The 22,429-nt window shown below is 67.8% G+C and carries 30 protein-coding genes and 2 pseudogenes; 13 read left to right on the plus strand and 19 right to left on the minus strand.

Annotated features, from left to right (window positions below; genetic code table 11):
- Positions 1-8: 8 nt before the first annotated feature.
- The 8 genes from ACFY3J_RS01835 to ACFY3J_RS01870 all read right to left on the minus strand — a co-directional run bounded on the left by ACFY3J_RS01835 (position 9) and on the right by ACFY3J_RS01870 (position 4,336).
- Positions 9-326, minus strand: a complete 318-nt coding sequence (locus ACFY3J_RS01835; protein WP_390839831.1) for a SpdD-like protein — start codon at positions 324-326, stop codon at positions 9-11.
- A gap of 25 nt (positions 327-351) precedes the next feature.
- A complete protein-coding gene (locus ACFY3J_RS01840; RefSeq protein WP_390839833.1) occupies positions 352-507 on the minus strand; it encodes a hypothetical protein in 156 nt (51 codons plus the stop codon).
- Between the two features lie 12 nt (positions 508-519).
- Entirely contained in the window at positions 520-711 is a 192-nt protein-coding gene (locus ACFY3J_RS01845; RefSeq protein ID WP_390839835.1) for a mobile element transfer protein, read from the minus strand.
- A 19-nt stretch (positions 712-730) separates the two neighbouring features.
- Positions 731-1,420 carry a DUF2637 domain-containing protein gene (locus ACFY3J_RS01850; protein ID WP_390839836.1) on the minus strand — a complete coding sequence of 230 codons (690 nt, stop codon included), beginning with the start codon at positions 1,418-1,420 and terminating at the stop codon, positions 731-733.
- A complete protein-coding gene (locus ACFY3J_RS01855) occupies positions 1,420-1,623 on the minus strand; it encodes a hypothetical protein (RefSeq protein ID WP_390839838.1) in 204 nt (67 codons plus the stop codon). Before ACFY3J_RS01855 ends, ACFY3J_RS01850 begins: the two co-directional genes overlap by 1 nt.
- Positions 1,624-1,706: 83 nt before the next feature.
- Complete coding sequence (locus ACFY3J_RS01860; protein ID WP_390839840.1) at positions 1,707-3,059, minus strand: FtsK/SpoIIIE domain-containing protein; 1,353 nt, start codon at positions 3,057-3,059, stop codon at positions 1,707-1,709.
- Between the two features lie 2 nt (positions 3,060-3,061).
- A complete protein-coding gene (locus ACFY3J_RS01865; RefSeq protein ID WP_390839842.1) occupies positions 3,062-3,418 on the minus strand; it encodes a hypothetical protein in 357 nt (118 codons plus the stop codon).
- A gap of 138 nt (positions 3,419-3,556) precedes the next feature.
- Complete coding sequence (locus tag ACFY3J_RS01870; RefSeq protein WP_390839844.1) at positions 3,557-4,336, minus strand: GntR family transcriptional regulator; 780 nt, start codon at positions 4,334-4,336, stop codon at positions 3,557-3,559.
- An 18-nt stretch (positions 4,337-4,354) separates the two neighbouring features.
- Here ACFY3J_RS01870 and ACFY3J_RS01875 point away from each other — a divergent pair, with 18 nt between their 5' ends.
- The 6 genes from ACFY3J_RS01875 to ACFY3J_RS01900 all read left to right on the plus strand — a co-directional run bounded on the left by ACFY3J_RS01875 (position 4,355) and on the right by ACFY3J_RS01900 (position 8,418).
- Positions 4,355-4,819, plus strand: a complete 465-nt coding sequence (locus tag ACFY3J_RS01875) for an NUDIX hydrolase (RefSeq protein ID WP_390839846.1) — start codon at positions 4,355-4,357, stop codon at positions 4,817-4,819.
- Between the two features lie 367 nt (positions 4,820-5,186).
- Positions 5,187-5,570 carry a hypothetical protein gene (locus ACFY3J_RS01880; RefSeq protein ID WP_390839848.1) on the plus strand — a complete coding sequence of 128 codons (384 nt, stop codon included), beginning with the start codon at positions 5,187-5,189 and terminating at the stop codon, positions 5,568-5,570.
- A gap of 210 nt (positions 5,571-5,780) precedes the next feature.
- A complete protein-coding gene (locus ACFY3J_RS01885; RefSeq protein WP_376505601.1) occupies positions 5,781-6,083 on the plus strand; it encodes a hypothetical protein in 303 nt (100 codons plus the stop codon).
- A gap of 257 nt (positions 6,084-6,340) precedes the next feature.
- The gene (locus tag ACFY3J_RS01890) at positions 6,341-6,886 is read left to right on the plus strand and encodes a YrhB domain-containing protein (RefSeq protein ID WP_390839850.1); all 546 of its coding nucleotides are present in this window, start codon (positions 6,341-6,343) and stop codon (positions 6,884-6,886) included.
- 319 nt (positions 6,887-7,205) lie between these two features.
- Entirely contained in the window at positions 7,206-7,682 is a 477-nt protein-coding gene (locus ACFY3J_RS01895; RefSeq protein WP_390839852.1) for a hypothetical protein, read from the plus strand.
- Between the two features lie 535 nt (positions 7,683-8,217).
- Positions 8,218-8,418, plus strand: a complete 201-nt coding sequence (locus tag ACFY3J_RS01900) for a dehydrogenase (RefSeq protein ID WP_390839854.1) — start codon at positions 8,218-8,220, stop codon at positions 8,416-8,418.
- Between the two features lie 156 nt (positions 8,419-8,574).
- On the opposite strand, the gene ACFY3J_RS01905 is transcribed toward ACFY3J_RS01900, so the two are convergent.
- Positions 8,575-9,015, minus strand: coding sequence for a hypothetical protein (locus ACFY3J_RS01905; RefSeq protein ID WP_390839855.1), 441 nt, complete (start codon positions 9,013-9,015; stop codon positions 8,575-8,577).
- 258 nt (positions 9,016-9,273) lie between these two features.
- Between ACFY3J_RS01905 and ACFY3J_RS01910 the strand changes: the two genes are divergently transcribed.
- The gene (locus tag ACFY3J_RS01910; protein WP_390839856.1) at positions 9,274-9,762 is read left to right on the plus strand and encodes a hypothetical protein; all 489 of its coding nucleotides are present in this window, start codon (positions 9,274-9,276) and stop codon (positions 9,760-9,762) included.
- A 502-nt stretch (positions 9,763-10,264) separates the two neighbouring features.
- Here ACFY3J_RS01910 and ACFY3J_RS01915 read toward each other — a convergent pair.
- The 4 genes from ACFY3J_RS01915 to ACFY3J_RS01930 all read right to left on the minus strand — a co-directional run bounded on the left by ACFY3J_RS01915 (position 10,265) and on the right by ACFY3J_RS01930 (position 12,329).
- Positions 10,265-10,567, minus strand: a complete 303-nt coding sequence (locus tag ACFY3J_RS01915) for a hypothetical protein (RefSeq protein ID WP_390839858.1) — start codon at positions 10,565-10,567, stop codon at positions 10,265-10,267.
- Complete coding sequence (locus ACFY3J_RS01920) at positions 10,564-11,295, minus strand: GntR family transcriptional regulator (protein WP_390839860.1); 732 nt, start codon at positions 11,293-11,295, stop codon at positions 10,564-10,566. Before ACFY3J_RS01920 ends, ACFY3J_RS01915 begins: the two co-directional genes overlap by 4 nt.
- A 7-nt stretch (positions 11,296-11,302) precedes the next feature.
- Positions 11,303-11,527, minus strand: coding sequence for a hypothetical protein (locus ACFY3J_RS01925; RefSeq protein WP_390839862.1), 225 nt, complete (start codon positions 11,525-11,527; stop codon positions 11,303-11,305).
- Between the two features lie 523 nt (positions 11,528-12,050).
- Positions 12,051-12,329 (minus strand): hypothetical protein, encoded by a 279-nt coding sequence (locus ACFY3J_RS01930; protein WP_390839864.1) that lies wholly within the window; start codon positions 12,327-12,329, stop codon positions 12,051-12,053.
- 79 nt (positions 12,330-12,408) lie between these two features.
- On the opposite strand from ACFY3J_RS01930, the gene ACFY3J_RS01935 reads away from it, so the two are divergent.
- Both ACFY3J_RS01935 and ACFY3J_RS01940 read left to right on the plus strand, forming a co-directional pair.
- A complete protein-coding gene (locus ACFY3J_RS01935; RefSeq protein WP_390839865.1) occupies positions 12,409-13,164 on the plus strand; it encodes a GntR family transcriptional regulator in 756 nt (251 codons plus the stop codon).
- 31 nt (positions 13,165-13,195) lie between these two features.
- Positions 13,196-13,393 (plus strand): hypothetical protein, encoded by a 198-nt coding sequence (locus tag ACFY3J_RS01940; RefSeq protein ID WP_161243597.1) that lies wholly within the window; start codon positions 13,196-13,198, stop codon positions 13,391-13,393.
- A 363-nt stretch (positions 13,394-13,756) separates the two neighbouring features.
- Here ACFY3J_RS01940 and ACFY3J_RS01945 read toward each other — a convergent pair whose 3' ends face one another.
- The 3 genes from ACFY3J_RS01945 to ACFY3J_RS01955 form a co-directional block, all read right to left on the minus strand.
- Positions 13,757-14,068 (minus strand): hypothetical protein, encoded by a 312-nt coding sequence (locus ACFY3J_RS01945; RefSeq protein ID WP_390839866.1) that lies wholly within the window; start codon positions 14,066-14,068, stop codon positions 13,757-13,759.
- A 42-nt stretch (positions 14,069-14,110) separates the two neighbouring features.
- Positions 14,111-14,341, minus strand: coding sequence for a hypothetical protein (locus ACFY3J_RS01950; protein ID WP_384172840.1), 231 nt, complete (start codon positions 14,339-14,341; stop codon positions 14,111-14,113).
- Between the two features lie 144 nt (positions 14,342-14,485).
- Complete coding sequence (locus ACFY3J_RS01955) at positions 14,486-15,883, minus strand: VanZ family protein (RefSeq protein ID WP_390839868.1); 1,398 nt, start codon at positions 15,881-15,883, stop codon at positions 14,486-14,488.
- A gap of 1,136 nt (positions 15,884-17,019) precedes the next feature.
- Between ACFY3J_RS01955 and ACFY3J_RS01960 the strand changes: the two are divergent.
- From ACFY3J_RS01960 to ACFY3J_RS01975, 4 genes and pseudogenes are all read left to right on the plus strand, one after another.
- A pseudogene (locus ACFY3J_RS01960) lies at positions 17,020-17,112 on the plus strand (GntR family transcriptional regulator); the annotation flags it as partial.
- Positions 17,113-17,276: 164 nt separating this feature from the next.
- Positions 17,277-17,657: an antibiotic biosynthesis monooxygenase family protein gene (locus ACFY3J_RS01965; protein WP_384172834.1), complete on the plus strand. Its 381-nt coding sequence runs from the start codon at positions 17,277-17,279 to the stop codon at positions 17,655-17,657.
- A 304-nt stretch (positions 17,658-17,961) separates the two neighbouring features.
- Entirely contained in the window at positions 17,962-18,486 is a 525-nt protein-coding gene (locus ACFY3J_RS01970) for a GNAT family N-acetyltransferase (RefSeq protein WP_384172831.1), read from the plus strand.
- A gap of 753 nt (positions 18,487-19,239) precedes the next feature.
- Positions 19,240-19,707 (plus strand): annotated as a pseudogene (locus ACFY3J_RS01975) (GntR family transcriptional regulator); the annotation flags it as partial.
- A gap of 123 nt (positions 19,708-19,830) precedes the next feature.
- Here the strand turns inward: ACFY3J_RS01975 and ACFY3J_RS01980 are convergent.
- From ACFY3J_RS01980 to ACFY3J_RS01990, 3 genes are all read right to left on the minus strand, one after another.
- Positions 19,831-21,135, minus strand: coding sequence for an NAD(P)/FAD-dependent oxidoreductase (locus ACFY3J_RS01980; protein WP_384172825.1), 1,305 nt, complete (start codon positions 21,133-21,135; stop codon positions 19,831-19,833).
- A gap of 133 nt (positions 21,136-21,268) precedes the next feature.
- The gene (locus ACFY3J_RS01985; protein WP_384172822.1) at positions 21,269-22,252 is read right to left on the minus strand and encodes an LLM class flavin-dependent oxidoreductase; all 984 of its coding nucleotides are present in this window, start codon (positions 22,250-22,252) and stop codon (positions 21,269-21,271) included.
- Positions 22,253-22,259: 7 nt separating this feature from the next.
- On the minus strand, positions 22,260-22,427 hold the full coding sequence (locus ACFY3J_RS01990; RefSeq protein WP_384172819.1) for a hypothetical protein: 168 nt from the start codon (positions 22,425-22,427) through the stop codon (positions 22,260-22,262).
- Positions 22,428-22,429: the final 2 nt, after the last annotated feature.

Here is a 22,429-nt window from a genome sequence, read left to right on the forward strand (position 1 = left end):
GGAGCCGGTCAGCGTCGCTTGGCATCGGACGCGAGCAGGGAGCGCAGGACGACCGCGCAGACGGCGACCGAGGCGCCGGTGATGGCGACCGCCAGGAGCAGGGAGACCAGGACGGCGCCAAGGACCAGGACGACGGCCGTGCCACCGCCGACGAGGGCGAGCGCGGTGCCGGGCGTGACCTGGACAACCGGGCGGGACGAGGCGGCGGCGACGGGCACCGGCGGCGGGACCGGGGTGCCCGGGGTGATGCTGGTCGGCTCGACGACCGTAAGCGGGGTGGCCGGGCCGGTGGGCTGCGGCATGACCGGGAGCTTGGGCCGGAACATGGGCGGATCTCCTTTCGCGGGCGGGTTACCTGACAGCGGTGTCGATGACGGGGGCCAAGAGGCTGTCGGCGAGGAGGTAGCCGCCGAGGAGCAGCACGGCGATGAGCCACCAGGGCGGGCGAATGAGCTTGACGCCGAGGTAGCCGACGGCCAGCAGGGCGAACCAGAGGGGGACGTCCATGGGCTGTGTCTCCTAGCGGACGGCGCAGCGGTGGGTGCGGGCGGCGAGCTGGGCGGCGGTGTGGCTGGAGTAGTCGGCGGACCAGCCGCAGCGGTCGGCGGTGCAGACAGCGGCGTGCGTGGTCCGGCCGTTGCGGTCGCAGTGGGTGCCGATCTGCACGGGGCCGATCCGCATCACGGAGTGGAAGTTGTCGCGGGCGGGCATCGCGGTGTCTCCTTCCTGGTCAGGCGAGATGGGCGGCGATGGCGTCGGCGAGGTGTGGCGGAACGCCGAGGCGGGAGCGCAGGGTGTCGGGGTCGATCGGGGATCCGGTGCGGGTGCGGTACTCGTCGGCGACCTTGCGGGCGTGGTCGACCAGCACGGCCGGGACCGGAGGAGCAGGCACCGGGGCGGAGGAGACGTGGGCTTCCTGGGCTCTTGCGGTGTCGGGTACGGGTAGGGCTTCCGTGAACGTCGCGCGTTCGGTGTCCGGTACCGACTGCTCGGCCGGGGGCTCGGCGTCCCGCGTGTCCACGACGGGTGCCGGCGGAACCGGCTCCGACTCCGCAGCCGACGAGTGAGCGAGGAGCGTTCCACCCAGGAAGGCGACTGCGGGCCATCCGGCGATGCCGAGGCGGAGCAGGGCGGGCGGGTCGGTGAGGTCGAGGAACCCGGCGGTGGCGACGTTGGCACCGAGCGAGGCGAACAGCGCGACGACGAACCAGCACCAGGCCAGGCGGGACGGGCCCTCACTGCGCAGGCGCCGCCAGGCCGCGACCAGGAGCAGATCGACACTGACCGGGTAGGCCCACGCCTTCCAGCCGTTCTGTCCGGCAGCCGCGGCGAGGTCGTGCAGGTGGGCGAAGGACAGGGCACCGGCGATCACGGCCTGAACCAGGACCGCGTCGACCCGGAGACCGTGACGGGCGCCCATCAGGAAACACCCGGGGAGTCGGGGCCGCTGTCGGGGTCGTCGTCGGACAGGAACGTGCCGAGCGGCGGCTCGGGCAGCGAGACGGCCAGGGACGGGCTGACGGCTTCCACGAAGTCGAGGTCGGCGCCGGCCATGTCGGCGTACAAGGCGAGTTGGCCGAGCAGGAGCACGGTCCGAGCGAAGTCCTCGCAGTTCGGGCACATGGCGGGTTCTCCCTTCTTTGGGCATGGCGGGGGTAGGGACTTGGCGCGATGGCGGTCACGCCGACCGGTGAGGATCGGAGAGATCAGGCAGCGGCCGAGGAGGGCTTGACCAGCGGCAAGGGCACGGCATCGGAGCCGAAGGCGGGCCGGAAGGGGCCCAGTTCGGGCAGGTCCGGGGTCTGGTCGGCGTGCCGGTTGCAGATGTTCACGGCTTGGCGGAGCGAGGTGTGCGGGGCGCGGATGCGGTGCCATCCTCCGGAGGAGTCGCCCGCGATGGCGAGCCCCCGCATCTCGGCCGGGATCTGGATGGCGGCGAGGACGGCGTCCGGGGAGATGTCGCCGAAAGCCATGTTGGCGGATGTCTCGTCGTTGACGCGGTGGGCGGTGCGGCTGGTGAGTTGGGCGCGGAGCATCGTGATGCCCTTGCCGAGTTCAGAGCCGAAGCGCTGCCCGCAGATCTCGAGGTAGATGCCGGCCGCGCGGCCGAGTTGGGCGAGGCGGACCAGCGCGGTGATGACGCGGTCCCGGCGCCTCTCCTCCTCCTTGTTGGCGTACAGGGCGAGTTCGGCGACCTCGTCGACCAGGACCACAACCGGGACCGGGCGCACGTCAGCCGGCAAATCCCAGATGTCGGCGGCGATCTCCGCATCCGGCACGTCAGCGGTGACGCGTTGCTGAGCCCGGATGAGCTGATAGACGCGTTCCATCCGGGCCACAAGCGCATCGAGTACTTCGGCGGCGGTGTCGGGGTCGTCGGCCAGCGCGGAGAACCGGCGGGCCAGCGGGAACAGTTCGACCCCCTGCTTACAGTCGATGCCGACGAGGGCGACGTCCATCGGTGCGAGTCCGGCGACCAGGTTGCGTTGGTAGACGGACTTACCGGACTCCGTGGCTCCGAGGGTGAGGGCATGGGGTACCGCCCGGTAGTCGCGGTAGTGCACCGAACCGTCCTGCCGCAGGGCGACCGGTACTCGCATGGGCCGGGTGTCGATAGCGGCCGGCATCTGCACCCGCTTGAGCACGTCGTAGCCGGTCATACGCACCTCTACGACACCGGAGCGCAGCTCACGCGAGGTCACGCCGTACATCGAGAACGAGTGCCGGAGCCGGTCCGAGGCGGCGGCGATGTCGAAGGCGTCCTGCCCGGGGCGGAGCTTGAGCCGGAGCACCAGGCCGGTGCGAGTCGGTCGCAGCCGCAAGATGCGCGGCGGGCGGGACTCCGGCATCGGCCGGTTGGTGGCTCGGGCAAGGACGAGCCGCCACCGCGCGGGCGGGACGGTCAGTCCGCAGGCGTCCATGACAGAGCCGTAGCGGACCAGGACCCGCACCACGGCCAGCGTGACCCCGAAGGTCAACCAGTACCAGGCGGGGCGCCGCCACCGCAGGAGTCCCACGGCGGCGGCGACCAGCACCAGGGCGACCGTGAAGCCGGTCATGATCAGGCCGCCTCGGGCCTTGCGGCGACGTCGGCGAGCGAGGTGACCGCGACCGCACGGAACGCGATGCCGTGCCGCTTCTGGCCGTTGAAGTCGTTCTCCCAGGGCCGGGCGATCAGGCCGGTGAGCGCGACCGGCGTGCCCATGGACAGCTCGCCGCTGATCCCGGGCTCCGGGACCGTGATGGAAAGGATCTCCACCTCCCCGTTCGCCGCGAACATCACGTCGACCGTCATCAGCTTCGCTCCGGTCTCGATGTCGGTGGCGATCTCGCCGGTACGGCGGTCACGCACCTTGACCTGCGGGGACTTGGCGACCATCGCGATCGCGCCGGAGGTGTCGACGGGAATCTGACGCACGGAAACCACTCCTCTATAGATGCGGGACTCCGTCACTCATGTACAGGAGTGACATGAAGAAGAGTGCCCGACTCCTATACATGAGTCAACCCGCCACGAAGAAGAACCCGTGACGGGCTGCAGGAAGTTGAGGGCGTGTCAGTCGGCGGCAGGGATCCGGTACTCGAAAACGAACTGGTCAGCGGCCATGAGGGTGTCGCACACCTCGACCACGAGACCCGCGGTCGTACGAGCCTCCCGGATCAGGTGGACCACGGGCGCCCCCGGGCTCAACGCCAGCTCCGATGCTTCCACCTTGGAGGCCGGCCGCGCTTGGAGCGTCTCCACGAACTCCGCGAACTCATACCCATGGTCTTCGAGTCGGGCGTAGATGCCACCACCGCCGGGATTCTCGGCGAACAACTCCGGGATCTCCTTCACGACGTCCCAGGGGAGGTAGGACGTGGCAGTCTCGACCGGGGTGCCGTTGCGGAAGTAGAGGCGGCGGCGGGCAAGCACCTGTGTGCCGGCGGGGACGCCCAGACGGTCGGCGGCGTCCTCGGGCGCCTCCACGGGACCGGTGTAAAGGACGCTGACCTTGGCGGTGGCGCCGGACTGCGTGGACTCCGCAAGGTAGGCCGCTTTCCCTCCCTGCCGGAGCGAACGCCGGAAGCGATCGGAGGAGCGGTGCCGCACGGGAGGCCGGTTCTTCACGATCGAGCCCTTGCCGTGCCGGGTCTCGACCAGTCCGCTCGCCCGCACCTCGACCATGGCCTTACGGATCGTCCCGCCGGACACGCCGTAGCGCTCCACCAGCTCGGACTCGCTCGGCACCATGTCGCCGGGCTTCAGGACACCCGCCCGGATCTGCTGCATGATCTCGTCCGCGATCTGCACGTACCGAGGCCCGGAACCGACCCCTCCAGCCGCAGTTCCCATAGTCCTTCTCTGCCTCCTATGCTCCTCTACATGAGTCAACCACAGGAAGCGGCACCGTCTCCCCTGCACTCCGTATCCGTGGCCGGAGTGGTAGTGCGCGAGGACGGCCGCCTCCTGGCGATCCGCCGAGCCGACAACGGCACCTGGGAACTCCCCGGCGGCATCCTCGAACTCGACGAGACCCCCGAGGCTGGCGTGGCCCGCGAGGTCCTGGAGGAGACCGGCATCCACGTCGAGGTAGACGGACTCACCGGCGTCTACAAGAACATGACCCGCGGCGTCGTCGCCCTGGTCTTCCGCTGCAAGCCCTCCGGCGGCTTCGAGCGCACCTCCAGCGAGTCCACGGCCGTCTCCTGGCTCACACCCAACGAGGTCAGCGAGCGCATGACGGAGGCCTTCGCAGTCAGGCTCATGGACGCACTGGACGGCAACGGCCCCCACGTACGCAGCCACGACGGCAAGCACCTCATCCCAGCGGGATAAAACCTTCTCTCCTTCATCAAGCACCCGTCGTCGCTTCGCTCCTCCGGGCGGGCGCGGGCGGCCGGCGGCGCCCGCGCTCATGTCTCCGCCCCGCTCGGCACCGCCGGCCGCCCGCGCCCGCCCAAGAGGGAGGCGCACGGAGCATGGGGTCAGAACACGTCGTGGCTGGGGCGGTCGGCTCCGCGACTTTAGCCAGCCACTTTGGCGCGAGCCTCGAAGATCATGGCCCCAACGTCGTGCTTTAGCGGGCAGGTCCACAGACTGCCCGACGCGCCGGAAGCTTACGGGGCCATGATCACTCGCGCCAAAGCAGCTCCAGGCCAAAGTCGCTACGCCGACCTCGTGCGGACCCTGCCACAATTCGCAGGTGGCGGATCAACCCCTGAGTCTCGAGTTCGCGTCGCTCAATGAAGCCAGAGCGCTGCACAAGATGTTGTTCGAACACAAGTTTGATACGCCTGAGGGGGTCTTCTTTGGGAGCCCGTTGATCGCCGCTATCCAGCATCGCCTCCTGGAGCTCGTCATCGATGCTGACTCCGCCGATGGGCGAGCTGCCGCTCGTCCTCAATGGGAGCAATGGAGGCAGGCTGAGGCTCACCCTCACCTCCTGACCGTCGTGTGCCGTCACCTGACCGAGAACGCCGCGACCGTGGCCGCATGGACACCGGAGCAGCGTGAGGCATACGTCCGGACCATCCTGGCACCACTGATTCCTTCGGCAGCCTTGCTACGCGAGCTGATTACGGCATGACTGGCGCACCGGTCTACTGGCGCGATGTCTGGGCCGTCTGTGGGCCGTGCGAGGCGAACCGGCGTTGACAGATGGTGACAGCTAGTCCCGGCACCCACGCTGGTCACAGGCTCAGCTACAGTGAGCCGCCGCACGTGACAGACTTGGGTCATCACTTCCAGAAGAACTGATCGAGTGCTGCATGCGCCCTTGGCTGGATACCGTGCACGCATGAATCCTGGCGAGCTGGCCTCAACACGTGCCCACCGTGATCCGCTCCTGAGCACACTGGCAGAGGCCATGGCCCATCTCGTGGCAGCAGTGGACACCAGCACGGATGAGGAAGCCTCGCCGGACGCGGCGTCCAGATGGTTCGAGTATCCGGCGTACCTCTTCGACCGCCTCGGCTCGGAAGATCGGCGCCGACTCGCAGACCTGTTCCGCGAAGCGGCCTTGAAGGAGCCGCAGGGTCCGTGGCGCGAGGCCCTGCTGGCTGTGCCGGACGGGTTCGGCCTCGATGAGGACGAGGGCTGAGTCCCAGGCACAACTGACGGCAGTCTGACGGCAACGTCCGCGAACGGGCCGTGTGCCCGCCGCGTGCCCGATGCCGCGGGATGTGACGGGGACTCACGGGGAACAGCGGCGTCACATGCGCTCCCGCACAGGTCAGAGTCCTGCCAGGTCGGCCGTCGTCCGCATACGCACTCTTCCAAACTGGTGCTACTCCACCGACCGCGACTGGTCCGGTCGGGGATCGAAAACCGGTTGCGCCGTAGTACAAGATGAAGGACGTGGTCACCAAGGAACGCGCCGTGGAACTGGTCGAGGCCCTGCTGTCGAGAGAGCGGCAGGAGTCGCCATGGATGGCACGGCTGCCCGAGCTCGCTGTTCTCGACGTGAAGGAGCACGCGCTCGGGTGGCTGGTCACCTGGCAGTCGGTTGAGTACATCCGCAGCCGCGATATCAAAAAGATGTTGGTGGGCAGCGGGCCCTACCTGGTGGACCGCCAGGATGGGAGCATCCACCACATCCCTGTCACCACATACGGGCGCGAGGGCTGGGAGAAGCTCTATCTCCAGCAGGTCAGGGGGGTCCAACCGCCCGATCCGCTGATCACTGCTGTCCAGGCACTCGTGCACTCCGACGGGACGATGGCCGCGATACGCCACCTACGGAAGCAGGCCCCCCGGTTGGGACCACAGCAAGCGAAGGCCTATGTGATGGCCGTCCGGGACGGAAACGAACCTCCGGAGGAACTGGTACTGGTCAGCCTCACCCGGAAGCCGGAGAAGTGTCCTCCATTGCCCATCACCACGCTGGCGGGCCCGGCTTGGTAGCGGTCCGGCAAAGGCGGGGCAGTCTTGTCAAGACCACGTGCGGCGGCTGACACCAGCGGTTGACACCAACAAGCGCGAACAGCAGCGGTCGGCGCCGGACCTCAGTGGACGATCGACCGAGGCGCAGCGGCCGTTGGTCGACGTTGACAGACCCCCGTGATCGACCTGATAAGGATGAGGCCAGATTTCTCGCAGCCGGCATCCGGCACGGCGCCCGGCAGATCACGGAAGCGCAGCGAGTCACAACATAGGCACAGCAACTTCACACACCACGCACGCTAAGCATGATGCGCCTACCGCATCTACACATGGGGGAACCATGCACACCCGCACCATCGCCGTCATCACGGCCGTCCTGCTCGCTGGGCTGGCCGGCTGCGGAACCAGCGACGACGCCGAGGTCAAGAAGTCGACCACGGATATCCGCGCCTCGGTTGAACACCTCCGTCACGCGATAGACGAAGAGACCAAAGCGGTCAAAGGGAAGAGGGACGACGTGCGCGCCCAGGCGGAGAATGTCCGCCTCGTCGCGCAGATCGAGTCCACGAACCTCACGAAGTACGCCAGCCGCGCCCCGGCCGAAACGCAACGCTTCGCCAACGCCGCAAAAAGCTGGGCTGAGAGCGTCGCCACCGCACGCGAGGCGATGCTCAGCGACCAGGAAACCAGCACCATCGCCCTCGCCAACTCCATTACCGAGGAACGGTTCATGGACTCGGCCGCCGCGGACCTCCACGTCACACCATGGACGCCGAGGCCCCCGTGGACGCCGAGCCCCGAAGCCGACAGCAAATAACCCAGCAGCCGGGCAGGCCTCAGCGACCGTCCCGCCCGTAGTTCGCATCGAGGGACGCACCGCGACACCCCCGCTCGGGCCGTCTCTGGGCCGTGCGGGGGTGCTCAACGATGACAGATGACGACAGTCGACGACGGCTCTTTCCCTGCTCAGAGACGGTGCTTCGGGTACCGGCGCAGGTACCGGTCAGTGAAGCAGAGTTGTGGCTGAACTGAGCGCGGTCGGTACGGCTCCGAGTGCGCCAGTGACGGCAACCGTGACGGCAACGACGATGGACGGCGGCAGCACCCGGCAGCCCTGGGCGGCACCGGCAAGGGCTCGTCAGGGCCACACCCACCACGGCGTGCCCGCATCTTCTAAGCGCCGGGTCGCATCCCGGGTGAGTGTCTAACTGCGTGACAACGCCGACACACAGCGGCGGACGAGCGCGGACGGCTGTGGACGCTCACAGCAGGTGAGAAGCCCACCGACCCGTGGTCGGCCACCCGCGCAAGTTCCTTCGGGACGAAGCGGTCGCTCCGTTAAGGTGCGCGGCATGACCGACGAAGCCCCGGCCTGTCCCGAGTGCAGCCAGCCCATGAAGTCCGGCGGCTTCATCCTCTCTCAGCGGGAGGACGATGGCCGGCGGACCTGCCGGACGCTATGGAGGTGTACCGGTCGGCATGTCTGGTGGCGGTGGGCCGACCGGCCGGACGCGCCGTTGGAGGTCTGCCCGGTGCCGGAACTGTTCCGCTGACATCCAAAGCTGACATCAACGACCCCGGACAGCGGCAACACACAGCAGCCAGTCATGGCACCGGTGCACGAGACGGGAGCCGACCAGGCCGAGGGGAGACCGAACTCCTAAAGCTGAGGTCAGCGCGGCATCAGCCTCAGCACGCAGGTAGGCATTTCACCGGGTGGTGGTCCGCCTTACGCGCAGGGGGACACACTGTCGCTCCCGTTTCAGCTGGACCAGGATCGACGCTGCGGTTTCGTCCGTGATCGGCCACTGGTTGTCGTCCCACTCCGGCTCGAAGTAGGGCTCAAGTGCTGCTAGTTGCTGGCGCATCTCATGCATGGCATCTGCCAGTCGCTCGAACCCTCGGATGGCGAGCTGCGCGTTGAAGTCGTCTGCCCGCTGCCGATCGGGACCCAGTTCACCCGGGTCGACGTGCCGCGGGTAGTGCCGGGCCAAGTCTGCTGCCTTGACCGCGGCAATGGCTCGATCGAAGGCCTCACGACGTGCGGTTTGCCAGGACTGACGACGAGTCCCCCAGGGGTTGAGGAAGGCGCCGACCGCCACGCCGGCGAGCGCGAACGTTGGCGCGATCCAGGGTATGAGCCCGGCCAATTGGTCCCCCGATGGTCCGAGTGTCGCAAGTGGAGGGTAGCCCAGGAGCCCCCTAGCTGGGCCGTCTCTTGGCCGTCCGAGGCCGCTCGGCAGTGGCCAACTACGACCAACGACGACTGCTGAAGCGCCCGGGATCACTGACCCGACCAGAAAAAACGCAGGTCACCAAGATCCCCGGCAAGACTGAGGGCACGAAGAAGCCGGGGCCACAGCAGCAATCGACTGGCCAGGGCGTCTCGTCGCCCCCACGATGGGCGCATGGACCGGTTGCAACAAAGCGCTTGGCAGTACATGGCGGAGGTACTCCCAACCGAGGAGCTCCCGATGCTGGCTGCTCATGCGCTCGTCGACGGGCGTGATTCCCCTGCCCTGCGCGAACTGGCTGGCCTGCCGCGCAGGAGCGACGAGACCGAGATCCGTGAACTGTACGTCCAAGCCCTGCACGAACTCGGCATACCCATTCCCGACGAAGAGGCAGCCGGCCGATACCTCCTCGTGGGCCTCGCGTTCGGTCTCGCACAAGGCGAGCTGAGCCCCAAGGACGTGGTCGACCGGTTGTCAATGACGGTCGCAGCCCACACTCAGGAGGAGACGCGGTTCCTCTCCGTCGCAGCGGACTACAGCGAATGGATCGGCCCCGACGAGCTCCCAGGATGGGAGAACGATCTGAGAACCGCGGCCCACTCGTTGACCACCTCCACCGACCTCGGCCCCGGCATCAGCGTGCCGGGTCCGCGGCGCGACTGACTCACCCGCCTGAACGTGCTCCCGTGCCAAAACTCGTGCCAGATAGTGCGGGGAACCACGGGGAACATCGGTCCCCCACCCAGCACGCCCGCAGATCGTGAGGCCGCTCCGCAGCAGGTCAGCAAGCCTATCGACCCCGTAGAACCCGAGCTTCCCAAGCTGATGGCCCCGGAGATACAGAGCTCCGCTCCGTCCTCACGGGCCCGCCGTCGTGCTGTGCTGTGGTCGACGGCGCACGGCAGCGTGGCTCAGCCGGGCGGGGATGCAGCGAGGCACACGCGTGCGTGCTCGGTCGGTGCGCCCATCGTCGTGGCGGACTGTCGTCGGCTGATGCTCAGACGGTGGGGCGAGGACGTCTCTCTGTATCGGTGAGCGCACGGCGTATCGATCGGGGCCGGCATGACGCGACGGGGAGAGGAGCCCGGGTGGGTGACCGGGCTTCTCTCCCCGTGAAGGTGGAACGGAAGGTCGCCGCCGGCGGGCGCCGTTTGCGGCCGCCGCTTCAGAAGTGGTGAGGCTCGCTCACCGCCAGGAGGTGGCCGCGGCTGGTCGCAACGCGGAGTACGTCCCTCAAAGCCCTGGTCAGTTCCTCTGTCAGCCGTCGCAGGTCCTCCGGGCCCGCGTCCTGGTCATCGAGGGTTTCCGAGGCATGCTTCAGCAGCTCAGCCGCCGTGCCGAGTTGGACTGCTTCGATGTTGTCCGCCAGGCGGGACATGTAGCCGTCCCTGTCGTCGGTGCTCAGGTAGCAGGGTTTGCCTTCCGGTCCCACCCACGGGAGGAGGCGCAGTTCGTTCGGTGCGGTCATCCTTGCGTCTGCCTCTCATCGGTCACGTGGTGGGTGGTGAAGACCGCGTCGGCGCGATCCCCGGGGAACACCAGGAGCGCGGCTTCGACGACTCGCCCGGTGGAGTCGGTCGCGATGCGTGTGATCGCGAGGACTGCCGCTGCAGAGCTGGTCCGGAGGGTCGATGCTTCGTCCGGTGTCGGTGGGCGGGCGCAGACCGTCTCGCGGACAGCAGCCGGCGGCGGGCCGAGGACGGCAAATCTCGTGGCCGCCTCCTGGAACGAGGATTCGTCGTCGAGTCCTCCGGCCGGTGCCAGGTCGCGCGGGATATAGATGCGGGCCAGTCCGTGCGGCAACTCTCCCTCGTGGCTGATGCAGCAGAACTCGGCGAGAGGGCTGCCGGTTGGCACGTTCAGCAAGGTCGTCAAATGCCCGTCTGCCTGGACCGTGGTACTGCGAACGGTGACGCGCAGAGCCGCATCAGCGGCGGTCCACGGGTCCAGCGTCCCCCATCCGCCGACGTACATGATCTTGCGGAGCGGGTGACGGACGAAGTTTCCCTTGCCGTGGATCTTCTCGACGAGGCCTTCACCCTGGAGGACCGCGAGGGCACTCCGTAGTGTCACCGTGCTGACCTGGTACCGGTCGGCGAGGCCGGCCTCGGACAGCAGGCGCTCGCCGGGCTTGATGCGGCCGGTCGTGATCTGGTGGCGGAGATCGTCGGCGATGTCGTGATGGCGAGAAGACACGGACCGGTCACCGCCTTCTCAGCGGCCGCGCGGTGACGAGCCGCGTTCGCGTGTGTATGGTCAGCAGCTCGCCCGACTCGAAGAGGAGTTGCTTGGCGCCTTGAGGGAGTTGGAAGAGGTCCCTCACCCGGCAGGCGTGGCCGCCGAGTTGGATGATGTCGCCGCGCTGCACGGTGGTCGCGGTGACCTCGATGTTGGAGACCAACGCGCCGCCGAGCGCCCGTTCGCTCACCGCTTCACCTCCGCAGTCGTGGACCGGTCGAACGCCGAGTGGCACGGGCAGTCGCACGCCTCGTACACCACCGGGAGGTCGACCGGCGCCGAGGCCGGGGAGGACTCCGCGCAGGCAAGGTGCGTTCCGATCCGGCATGCGGTCGATCGGTAGGGGATGGCGGAGGTGTCTGTGAGGTAAGGCCGTTGGCGAGGAGGCATCAGTGGGCCCCCGCGAGGGCCGACCAGGCGTCGGTCGGCAAATGGGGAGCGACGACCACTGAGCGCGTCCGCACGCGCTTCTCCCAGGCCAGCACGTACGGGCGGACGAGAGCGATGTCCTCGCCCGTGAGCGAGTGCCGGTGGTTCGCGCTGTCGGAGGCCCACCCGAGGATGACGGTCGCCCCGTCAGCGGACGCGGAGGAGGCGGGAGCGGCCAGCGGCCGGGCGGGTGTTAAGGGCCGGCGGTGCCTGCCCTTGGGGATGTACCGCGCTCTGGTGAGCCAGACGGCACGGCGGATACGGTTGAGCACGCTACTCAGCTCCTATCGCTGACGGCTCGGTCCCCCGACATCGCCCGTCGTGGGGACCGCTTTGCGTACGACCGCCCAGAGGGTGCGGCCGTTCAAGCTGGTGGCGAGGAGCCCGAACCGATCGGCCTCGGCCACCACTTCCAGGACCTCCCGCCATGACTCGGCAGAGAGCGATTCCGGCACCTCCGCTTCGACCGACGTGTGTCGGGGGTGTTCCTCCACTCGCGTGAGAAGCCCGAGGGCTGACAGCCGGGCGGCGATGGCCGCCGCGCTAACTCCCGAAGCGGGCACAGGGCAGCCTCCGACAACCGGCGATCACTTTGAGTGAAGCTAGTTAACTAGATTAGAGCTAGTGGACTAGATTTTCCATATGCCTGAGCAGCCGCCCTATCTCCGCATCGCCGACGAACTCCGGCGGCGGATCGCGGAGCACGAGTGGGAACCGGGAGACCGCCTGCCCTCCCGCGCCCAGATCGGCCAGGAGTGCGGCGTGGGCGAGAACGTGGTCCGCCGGGCGCAGGAGTTGCTGATCTCCCAGGGTGTGTTGGAGGGCCGTGCCGGTTCGGGCACGTATGTCGCCGAGCCCCGGCAGCGGGTGCGGGTGGTCCGTTCGTCGGCGCGGGAGCGGCCCGACGGGTCGCCGTTCCGGGCGGACATGAAGGCCGTGGGCAAGCAGGGGGATTGGGAGAGCCGGACCGACGCCAAGGTGCCGGCACCGGCAGAGATCACGGCGCGACTGGGCATCGCCGAGGGCGAGCTATGCGTCCGGACGACGTACGAGTTCCTGGCTGACGGCAGGCCGGTGCAGTTGTCGACGAGCTGGGAGCCGTACGACCTCACCGCCGGCAGTCTCGTCGTCCTCCCCGAGGGAGGGCCGCACGCCGGGTCGGGTGTCGTGAACCGAATGGCCGCGATTGGGATCACCGTCAGCCATGCCGTGGAGCAGCCGGAGCCGAGGCAGGCGACCGCCGAGGAGGCGTCGCTCCTGGGTATCCAGAAGGCGGCGCTCGTCACTCACATCCGGCGGACGTACTACAGCGACCAGGGACGGCCTGTGGAGACGGCGGACATCGTGGTGCCCGCCGCTCACTGCGAGATCGTCTACGAGATCCCCATCAACCGTTAACGTTCCACCCCTCGGCTCATATCGTGACCGCATGCGCAACGAGAGGCACGATGAGCGGCTGTCGGACGCGGAGTTGGAGTTGTTCCTCCAGTATCTGCACCGGTTCGCCAACCACGATGTGGATCAGTTCGCCAACATGCAGGTGGGCGATCCTGAGTACCCCGTCTATGTGAGCTTCTCCAGGTCGCCCGGGGAGGGAGTCGACCCAGAGGTCTTCCGGCGACCGTAGCGAACCCCGGGCCCTGTCGAATGCGTGTCGAGGGTCAGCCGATGGGGAGTCGGGGTGGGGGAGCGGTGCAGGTCAGAGGGGGTGCTCCGCGCGACGCGGCAGGCGCCTTCTAAGCGCTTGGCCGCAGGTTCGAGTCCTGCCGGGGGCGCCAGTCTCCGCCCTCCCTCCCGGGAGGGCTTTTCGCTGGTCAGAGCGGGTTTCACCGCGCACGACGAAGCCCCGGCACTTCCCCGACGATCACGGGGAGGCTCCGGGGCTGTCCGGCTGTCGCCGGGTTTTCGCGGGTGGCCGTGTCGAATACGTGTCGAAGTTCTCGGCCGGGCGGTCAGCCGATGTCCGGCAGTTCGGGGAGGTCCCCCGCGGCTACACCCGCTCCCCCGTGGGCGACTCGAGGACGTGGGGAGGCAGCACCGCCTTGCGCGCGCCGCGCCAGGCCCGGCGGACGACGGAGCCCGCGAGGATGCCGCCCCTCTCCCCCTGCAAGAGCAGGTCACCCGGCTGAAGCCGCTCGCCCTCGATGTGCTGCCGCAGCATGCGCGTGAGAGCGGGATGCCCCGGCACGGTCCGGGTCTCCCCCTCGGCACGGCCCTTCAGGTCGCGCTCCTCGTGGATCTCCCCCGTATCGGTCCACTGCTTGCCGACCTCCGGCGTCGCCGTGTGAAATGAGCAGTTCACTCCACTGGTCGTCGGCGCCCGCGGCAGGCAACGTCACATCTTTCACCCGAATGGCCACTGCGGGCCGCAGTAGTACAGCGTGGCGAAAAACGCGTGCAGGCGCTTGCCTCCGCGCGGTCGGCGCCGGATCCAGTCGAGGAGGGCCGCGGCCTGGTCCGGATTCATGAGGGACCGCTTGTCCACGGCGTTGGTGGTCTTGGTGGCAGAGGTCGTGTCCTTCCCCTTGGGGAGGGGGTTGGCCCGCAGGATGGGCCGCCGTATCGCGTGGTTCATGGCGACGTTCAGGATCCGGCGATGCCGCTTGCGGGACCATGCGGCGGCCTGCCTGCATCCCGCTACACCCTCCTCCTGATGCTGTGGCGGGACCTCGGTGAGGCCGGTGGTCGGCGTGATCGACTCACAATCGGTCTCTTGCTCTCAGTCCAGCTCGGCCGAGTCGGGATCTGTCGTCGCGACGGCTCCGGTGATGGCGTCCAGCATGAGTACCTCCTGGATGGAGGGGGCAGTCGAGGACTGTGAGGAGCCTTCGTCGAGGGGGCCATCCTGGGCAACGCCGTCCCGGGGGGCGGCCGTGGCGCCAGGGGGGCCGACGCTCAGCATCCAGTACGGGCGCCAGCGGCCGGCGTTGTCGGTGCGAGCCAGCAGTTCACCGGAGTGGACGACGTCACCGGGGAACTTGCGCGTCGCGATGGCCTGAGCCTGCCGCCGGTCGACGCGAACCGAGGGCAGTTCGGGGTCGGGAATGTGACGTGCGGTGAACGAGATGATCTCGCGGTCGGGACCGACGAGGACGTCCATCCGCATGGGCATCAGCACGCCGTCCCTGCGGGAGCGCCAGGAGACCAGTTTCGAGGGTTGCTGGGGTCCGGCGGCGCTGACGTTCGTACGGCCGGCGAGCGCCCAGGGAAAGTGGTCCTGCACGAAGGCGGTGCCGGCCTTGAGGGCGGCACCGTCGCTGACAGGTGCGGTATCGGGACCGAGGGCCAGACTGGTGGACCGCAGCAGGCCGGACAACACCTCGCGGGAGGGCCACTCGATTTCGAGGACACCACGGTCGGTGTTGGCCGAGATCTGCCCAGGACCTCCAGCCGGCCCGGGGAAGAACTGCACCGATGCGACATGGGCCTGCTCGCCGAGGAAGTCGGCGACGGCTTTCCGGGCGGCTTCCTGCTGTTCAGCGGAGGCGGTGTTCGCCCATGCCACCTCCGCCATCACGAAGGTGACGGTGAAGGCGCTGGTGAGACCGATCGCGGCGATTCCGGTAGCGAACCCGATGAGGGAGCGGCGGACCTGCCGCCTGCTGATCAGGACGGCGGCGTCACGTCCGCCACGGGCGGTGCCCCAGTACAGCCCAGCACTTGCGACGCCGGCACCGGCAAAGGCGCCGATGCTGTTGGTCCACAGGTCGGTGCTGTCACAGGCGCGCCCCATGCCCGGCGCGAGCGCCTGCGTGACCTCGATGGTGGCCGAGAGGGCAACGCAGGCCAGGGTGACCGGAATCGGGCGGGGGGTCAGCCAGGTGGCCAGGGCCGCCAGAGGGATGAAGAGGAGAACGTTCAGCAACCCCTGGGTAGCGAACGTCCCTGTGATGACGTCGCGTTCAATAAAGCAGGTTGCCGAGGCGGGCGCATCAGGAGAAATAGGGTAGAGCGTGGCAGTTACTACACCGGCGAGCGCCGCGCCCGTCAGAGCGCACAGAACTCCGGGCTTTCCGAGACGGCGCCCCAGGAAATAGGACACCAGAGCCGCAATCAAAGAGAAGGCGACACCGGCCACCAACAATCCTTTATTACCATTGAATATTGCCTGAATCATGCGGTCGCTTCCTAAGCTCGCACGGGAGGATCAATACGGATGCGGGGCCCGCCCACGAGCGAGCCCCGCGTTCAGATCATCAGCAATTAGCGACCGCCGCATTGTTGAAGGTCCGCTGACCCTGAACCTCCATCCAGCCGATGATGGGGTCACAGGTGTGCTGAGCTTGGTGCGGGACGTGCCGTAATCGAAGTCACCGCAGGCCATGACGGCCGGGGCGATGGCACCCATGCCAATGAGCACGGCTTCCGAAATGGCGGCAATACGTCAAGCTACAGTTATTTCCCAAACCTTCTTTCCAGAAGATCCACGAAGATCATCTTCTCGGATGCAGAGGAATCTAAAGGCCTCATTGAAGAGACTGCAATGACTTTGTGAAAGTGTGGCGTGGCTCACACGAGAAAGCCGCAAAGGGGAGGTTTGACACACAGTCGACCATAAGTCTTCTTTAATCTCGACTCGCCAGGCCGCTTCTCCGATATTCGCCTCGGATTTTGTCTTTAATTAGCCTTGCCTCGTCAGGCGTGAGTGGCTGCTGCTTGGTTTGGTGATTCGCCCGTTTCCGGCTGCCCACGAGCCATGTTCCTTGTCGGCTGCCTCGTCCCCCGCCTGGTGGTGGTCCAGAGGCGTATCGGCTCCAGGTGCCTCCGGTCCCGGAGGCCGACTTGGCCGTGGTGACCCGGCGATAGCCCAGAGCCTCCGCGAGCCCGGGGTGGGCATCTCCAGCACGTGCCGCCGGATAGTGGCGGTGCGGCCGGCTGTGGTGGGGATGGCGACGTCGTTGAGGAGGGCCGCAGGGACGTCGGGGTGGAGCGGTTGCCCGGCTCGGTATTCGCGGCCGGAATCAGAACAGGTCGGTGGTGCCGACGGCTGCGCGGGGCCTGTTGCGTGCCCATCGTTAGTAGCACCCCAGGCGCCCTGCGGCAGCGCGGCAGCGCTCCGTTCCTGGGCCGTCTGTGAGCCACGGCGTCCGGCTCAACCGAGTAGTAGCGCCCCTCACCAGCAGTGTTCCTACTGTGAGGGGTTGTGTTCGGCGGCGTGGGCCGTCTTTGGACCGTCGTGGGCGTGACCGGCGGCCCGGAACATCGCGGAGATGGCTTTCCGGGTCCGCGCCTCGCTGGACGGCATGTACCCAAGTTGCTTCGGGACGAAGCAGTCAGGGCGCCGAACCCCGGCAGCGGGTGCGGGTGGTTCGGTCATCGGCGCGTGAGAGGCCCGACGTTCGCCCTGGTGTTCCCCGTCCCTCGCGCCGTTCTGTGAGCCGGTAGGCTCGTGGCCGTTTCCGGGAGCTGGAGGAAAGCTCGGACAGCGTTCATCAAGAGCCCGATCCCTCATGTATCCCGTTCAGGAACGACGCTGGATCGTTGGGCGTATCCCGCCTTACGGTGGCGCCATGAGCGATCACTCGGAAACGCCTGTCGCGCCGGTCGAGGCCTATGAACCTCCCTACTACGTGGCTGTCTTCACTACGGTGCGAACCCAGGACCAGAGCGGCTACAGCGAGACCAACGCACGCATGGAAGACCTGGTGAAGGACGTCCCCGGGTTCCTGGGGATGGACCACGCGCAGACTCCTGGCGGGCTGGGCATCACCGTCGGGTACTTCCGCGACGCCGACGCCCTCACGGAGTGGCGGAGCAACGCCGAGCACCGCGCGGCGCAAAAGCGCGGGCAAGCCGAGTGGTACCAGAGCTACACGCTGCATGTGGCGAAAGTGGAGCGAAGCCACGGGTTCACGCGAGCGCAGGTCCCGCAGAACCCGACAGCAGGCTGACCAACCGAAGGGCAAAGGTTCTCTGACACGGCACTGGTCCTGGCTTCGACTCTGCCGCCTGTCGAATGTAGCTTGACGACGTCGCACTGCAGTAGCTCCTCACGGACCGCGTGCTGGAGCGCGTTCCGCAGCACCGCGTGCAGGTACTGGACCATGCGAGGCGACAGCCGACGCTCACAGCACCGCTTGGGTGCCGCAGCGCAGCAACGACGCTTGCCCGCCGGGCGGGTGGCATCCATGGTTCACTGCCCTCGCAAGCAAAATGCGCTGGAGGCGCCGCACACGTCGTGCTGCAATGCACGCCATGATCCTCGGAAATCTTGTACGACTGCGCGCGCTGGCACCGTCCGACGCGGAGTCCTTGTGGCGGTGGAACAACGACCCCGACGTGATGCGCTGGATGGACGCGTATTACGACCAGCACCTGGAGGGGGTGCGCAAACGCCTCGAGGAGCGGGGGCCGAACACGTACGGGGACACGCTGTACGGGATCGAGGTGCGTGACGACGGGACGCTGATCGGGTTGGTGCGGCTGCGGGATGCCGAGCCGGAGACGGGCTGCGCCGAGCTGGACATCTACCTGGGCGAGAAGGACCGCTGGGGCCGAGGCTATGCCACCGACGCGCTGCGCACCATGTGCCGGTACGGGTTCGACACCATGCGGCTGCACAAGATCTCCCTGACAGTGGTCACGGAGAACCATGCGGCTCACCGCATCTACCAGAAGGTCGGCTTCGTCGAAGAGGGCCGGCTGCGGCAGGCGTTCCACCGGGACGGACGTTGGTACGACCAGTACGCCATGGGAATGTTGGAGGGGGAGCTGCGCTAGAACAGGCCCCGAGCCCCAGGCGTGCTTTTACCTTGGTCAGCGGAGCCCCGGCCTGATCTCCGAAACCAGCAGCGTGAAGCACGGTGGCGAAGTCGCGGCCATCTGTCAATAGAGAGGGATGGCGCGTGGCCAGGAACGACCTCTTAGGCAGCCACTTTGGCGCGAGCCTCGAAGATCATGGCCCCAACGTCGCGCTTTAGCGGGCAGGTCCACAGACTGCCCGACGCGCCGGAAGCTTACGGGGCCGTGATCACTTGAGCCAAGGCAACTCCAGCCCAAAGCCGCTCCGTCGACCCATAAGCACGCCAACCCGCCACTCTAGGCTTGCAGTTGATCAATATCATGCCCAGGTCAACAGGCCTCACGGAATCGCGTTGGCCTCGCACGAGCACTGGTTAGGCTGCACAGTTCCGCTTATTCACAAAATTCCCGCCTGAGGAGGACCGTGTACTCCACGAGTGAGAGTTATTACGACGGCAAGGGTCATATGAGGAGGCCCGGAGAGAACTTCGACGATTATGCCGGTTTCAGCAGGAAGCCCGGCGAAGCCTTCACTGACAGCAAGGGTTTCAGCAGGAGGTCCGGCGAATCCTTCTACGACGGCAAGGGTTTCAGCAGGGGGCCCGGCGAATCCATTCCAGCGGTCGTCACGCAGGCCACGATGTTCACGGACAGCGCATCCAGCAGATGCTGCCTACGACGCACTGCTGGGCGGTCGGCCGCAACCTCCCCGTCGCCGGCTGAGGCGAGAGCGTGGTGCGCCGGGCGCAGGAGTTGCTGCTCTCCCAGGGTGTGCTGGAGGGCCGTGCCGGTTCGGGCACGTATGTCGCCGAGCCCCGGCAGCGGGTGCGGGTGGTCCGTTCGTCGGCGCGGGAGCGGCCCGACGGGTCGCCGTTCCGGGCGGACATGAAGGCCGTGGGCAGGCAGGGAGATTGGGAGAGCCGGACCGACGCCAAGGTGCCGGCACCGGCGGAGATCGCGGCGCGGATGGGCATCGCCGAGGGTGAGCTGTGCGTCCGGACCGCGCACGAGTTCATGGCGGACGGCAGGCCGGGCCAGTTGTCGACGAGTCGGGAGCCGTACGACCTCACTGCCGGCAGCCTCGTCGTCCTCCCCGAGGGAGGGCCGCACGCCGGGGCAGGTGTCGTGAACCGGATGGCCGCGATCGGCATCACCGTCAGCCACGCCGTGGAGCAGCCGGAGCCCAGGCAGGCGACCGCTTCCTCGGGACGCGGACCGCGGTGGTGCGGCGTGGCGGAAGACGCGTGCGGGCGTGTGCCGACGGAGCGTAGGACCGACGCGTTCCGGCACACGCCCCGTCGGAGTCCTCACGCTCCGGCGACCTCAGTCACCGGCCGTGCTGCTCGCGGCGGCGGTCTGCTCGTCCCAGTCCTGCATGACGTCCTCGACGTCCTCGACGTTCATCGGGTCGAAGTCCACGACGTCCGCGATGGCACTCACACCCGAGATCATCGAGATGAACCCGACACGCGAGTTCTGCGTGACCATCTTCTGGATCTGCAGGGCCCGCTCCTCGTACTCCTCGCGCAACCGGGTCGGGTCCATGAAGAAGCGCACGTAGGCCAGGATGTCCTTGAACATCTGGCGGTACAGCGCGTCGAACCGCTCCAGGGCGAGCTGCTCCTGCCCCGCGTCCTCCAGTGCGGCACCGATCGCCCGCGCCGCCAGCCAGGCCGCGGAGGTGCCGAGCCACACGCCGGAGGAGAACAGGGGGTCGATGAACGCGGCGGAGTCGCCCACCGCGACCCAGCCCGGACCGTGGAAGGTGTCGCACACATGGGACCAGTCACGTGTGGTCTTCAGCTCGCCGACGGCCCCCAGGTCGACCATGGTCCTGGCGAGGTGACTGGCCTCCAGGCAGTCGAGGAAGACGTCACGCTGGGTGCGGCCGCGACGGGTCTCCTCGGAGAGCTTCCCGGCGGACAGCACGTAGCCCATGCTCAGCCTGGTGTCCGAGAGCGGGATGCCCCAGACCCAGCCGCCGCCCTGAATGGCCTCGACAAGGATGTCGTCCTTGTGCTCGATAGGGGTGTAGGAGTCGAAGTAGGTCCACACCGCGACGTTGCGCAGGTCCTCCTGCCAGGTGGTCTCCGTCATCTGACGGGTCAGCACACGGCCCTGTCCGGAGGCGTCGACCACGAAGCGGCCGGTGGCCCGACGGGGCTCACCGTCCTGCGTGTAAGCCACCCCGGTCACCCTGCCGGTTTCGTCGCGCAGGATCTCGGTGACCTGGGCCGCCTCGTGGACCGTGGCGCCGAGCTTCCGGGCGTTGTCGAGCAGCAGTTGGTCGAACTCGCTCCTGGTGACGTGCCAGGCGTGGGTGAAGTGGCTGCCCGTCGCGGAGAAGGCCGCCGAGAAGTCGCTGCGCCAGGGTTCGGGGTCCCTGCCCCACCGCAGGGAGATTCCGCTCTTGTGCTGGAAGCGCGCGTCCAGCTCTTCTATGAGGCCCAGCTCCTCCATGAGCGGAGCCATGCCGGACACCATGGACTCCCCGATGTGGTAGCGGGGAAAGGTCTCCCGTTCCAGGATGAGCACCGCGTGGCCGGCCTTGGCGAGCAGGCTTCCGATCGTGGAACCGGCGGGGCCCCCTCCCACGACGACGACATCGACGTTCTCGGTACGGGACATGCGGTCACGCCCTCTCTGCTGACGAATGGACAAGTTGTGTGATCAGGGGATGGGAGATGACGCCGTCCCCGGCCGGGAGGACCCGGCTCCTGCGCGCCACGCCGGGCAGGCGCAATGCCCGGCTGCCCACGCGTCATGTCAGTCCGACGTCCGATGCCGACACGCCCGACGCACCGCCCAGGATCTGCAGGAGATCCTGGGCAGCCGCCTTCGGACCGTGGACCTGCGCGACACCGATCGTGTTCAGGACCACCTCGTCCACCCCGGCCGCGCCGAACTCGGCGAGCCGCTCGTGGATCTGCTCGACGGTGCCGTACAGGAACGCGCCCGCGTCCACGACCCGCCCGGCGTCCTGCGCGTCGCCCTGGTCGGACACCGCAATTCCGGCCTTCCGCAGTGCGTCCTGATAGTGGGGCGCCTGAAGGTGGTTTCCGCAGGTCGCCTGAACCAGGGCGGTGACGTCGCGGTCCGGGCGCGCGACCGCCAGCGGCACAATGGCCGTGGTACGCACCGGCTGTTCGAGCTTGCGGTCGGCGCCGCGCATCGCCGGGACCAGCGTTTCGGCGAGATAGCCGGCCGGCAGCAGCCAGGTGATGGCCCGGTCGGCCACCTCGCCCGCGAGGGCCGCCATCTTCGGGCGCAACACCCCCAGGCCCACCTCCACTTGTGGCGCCGGGCGCGGCAGCAGCCGGGCGGCCACCGAGAAGTACTCGCCCTCGACCATGGCGTCTTCACCCGACACCAGGGCCCGCACGATCGTCGCGTACTCCCGGGAGGCCTGCAGCGGTCTGGCGTACGGCCGGCCCAGAAGGGCTCTCTGGAACGACACGGGACCCGGCCCGAACCCGGCCACGACGGAATGACCGGTGGCGAGCGCGACCGAGCGCGCCTCGAAGGCCGCCTGGTAGGGCGACCGCATCGGCATCAGGGACACCCCGAATCCGATCGGGACGCGGATGCCGATTCCGGCGAGCCACTGGGCCAGGTGGTGGGAGTCGAGGACCAGCGACTGCCCCTGCCACAGGCGCTCGGCGGCGGTCCACTGCACGAGGTTCGCGAACATCACCGCCGGCTCGGGGCGGGCCGGCACCACCGGAAGTAACACGGAGTACTTCATCGTCGTCTCACCGCCTCCGCCGACGTGCCGACACGATCAGTGAGATGACGGCGCCGGCCGCCACACCGAGCGCGGCACCGCCCCAGTTGTCCTGCGAGATGGCGACGGTCGCGATGACAACCCCGATGAACAGAGGAAACGCGGGTGCCATACCGCCTTGCTTGTCCTTCTTCATGA

It is taken from the genome of Streptomyces sp. NPDC001231 (assembly GCF_042896885.1).
Classification (GTDB): domain Bacteria; phylum Actinomycetota; class Actinomycetes; order Streptomycetales; family Streptomycetaceae; genus Streptomyces.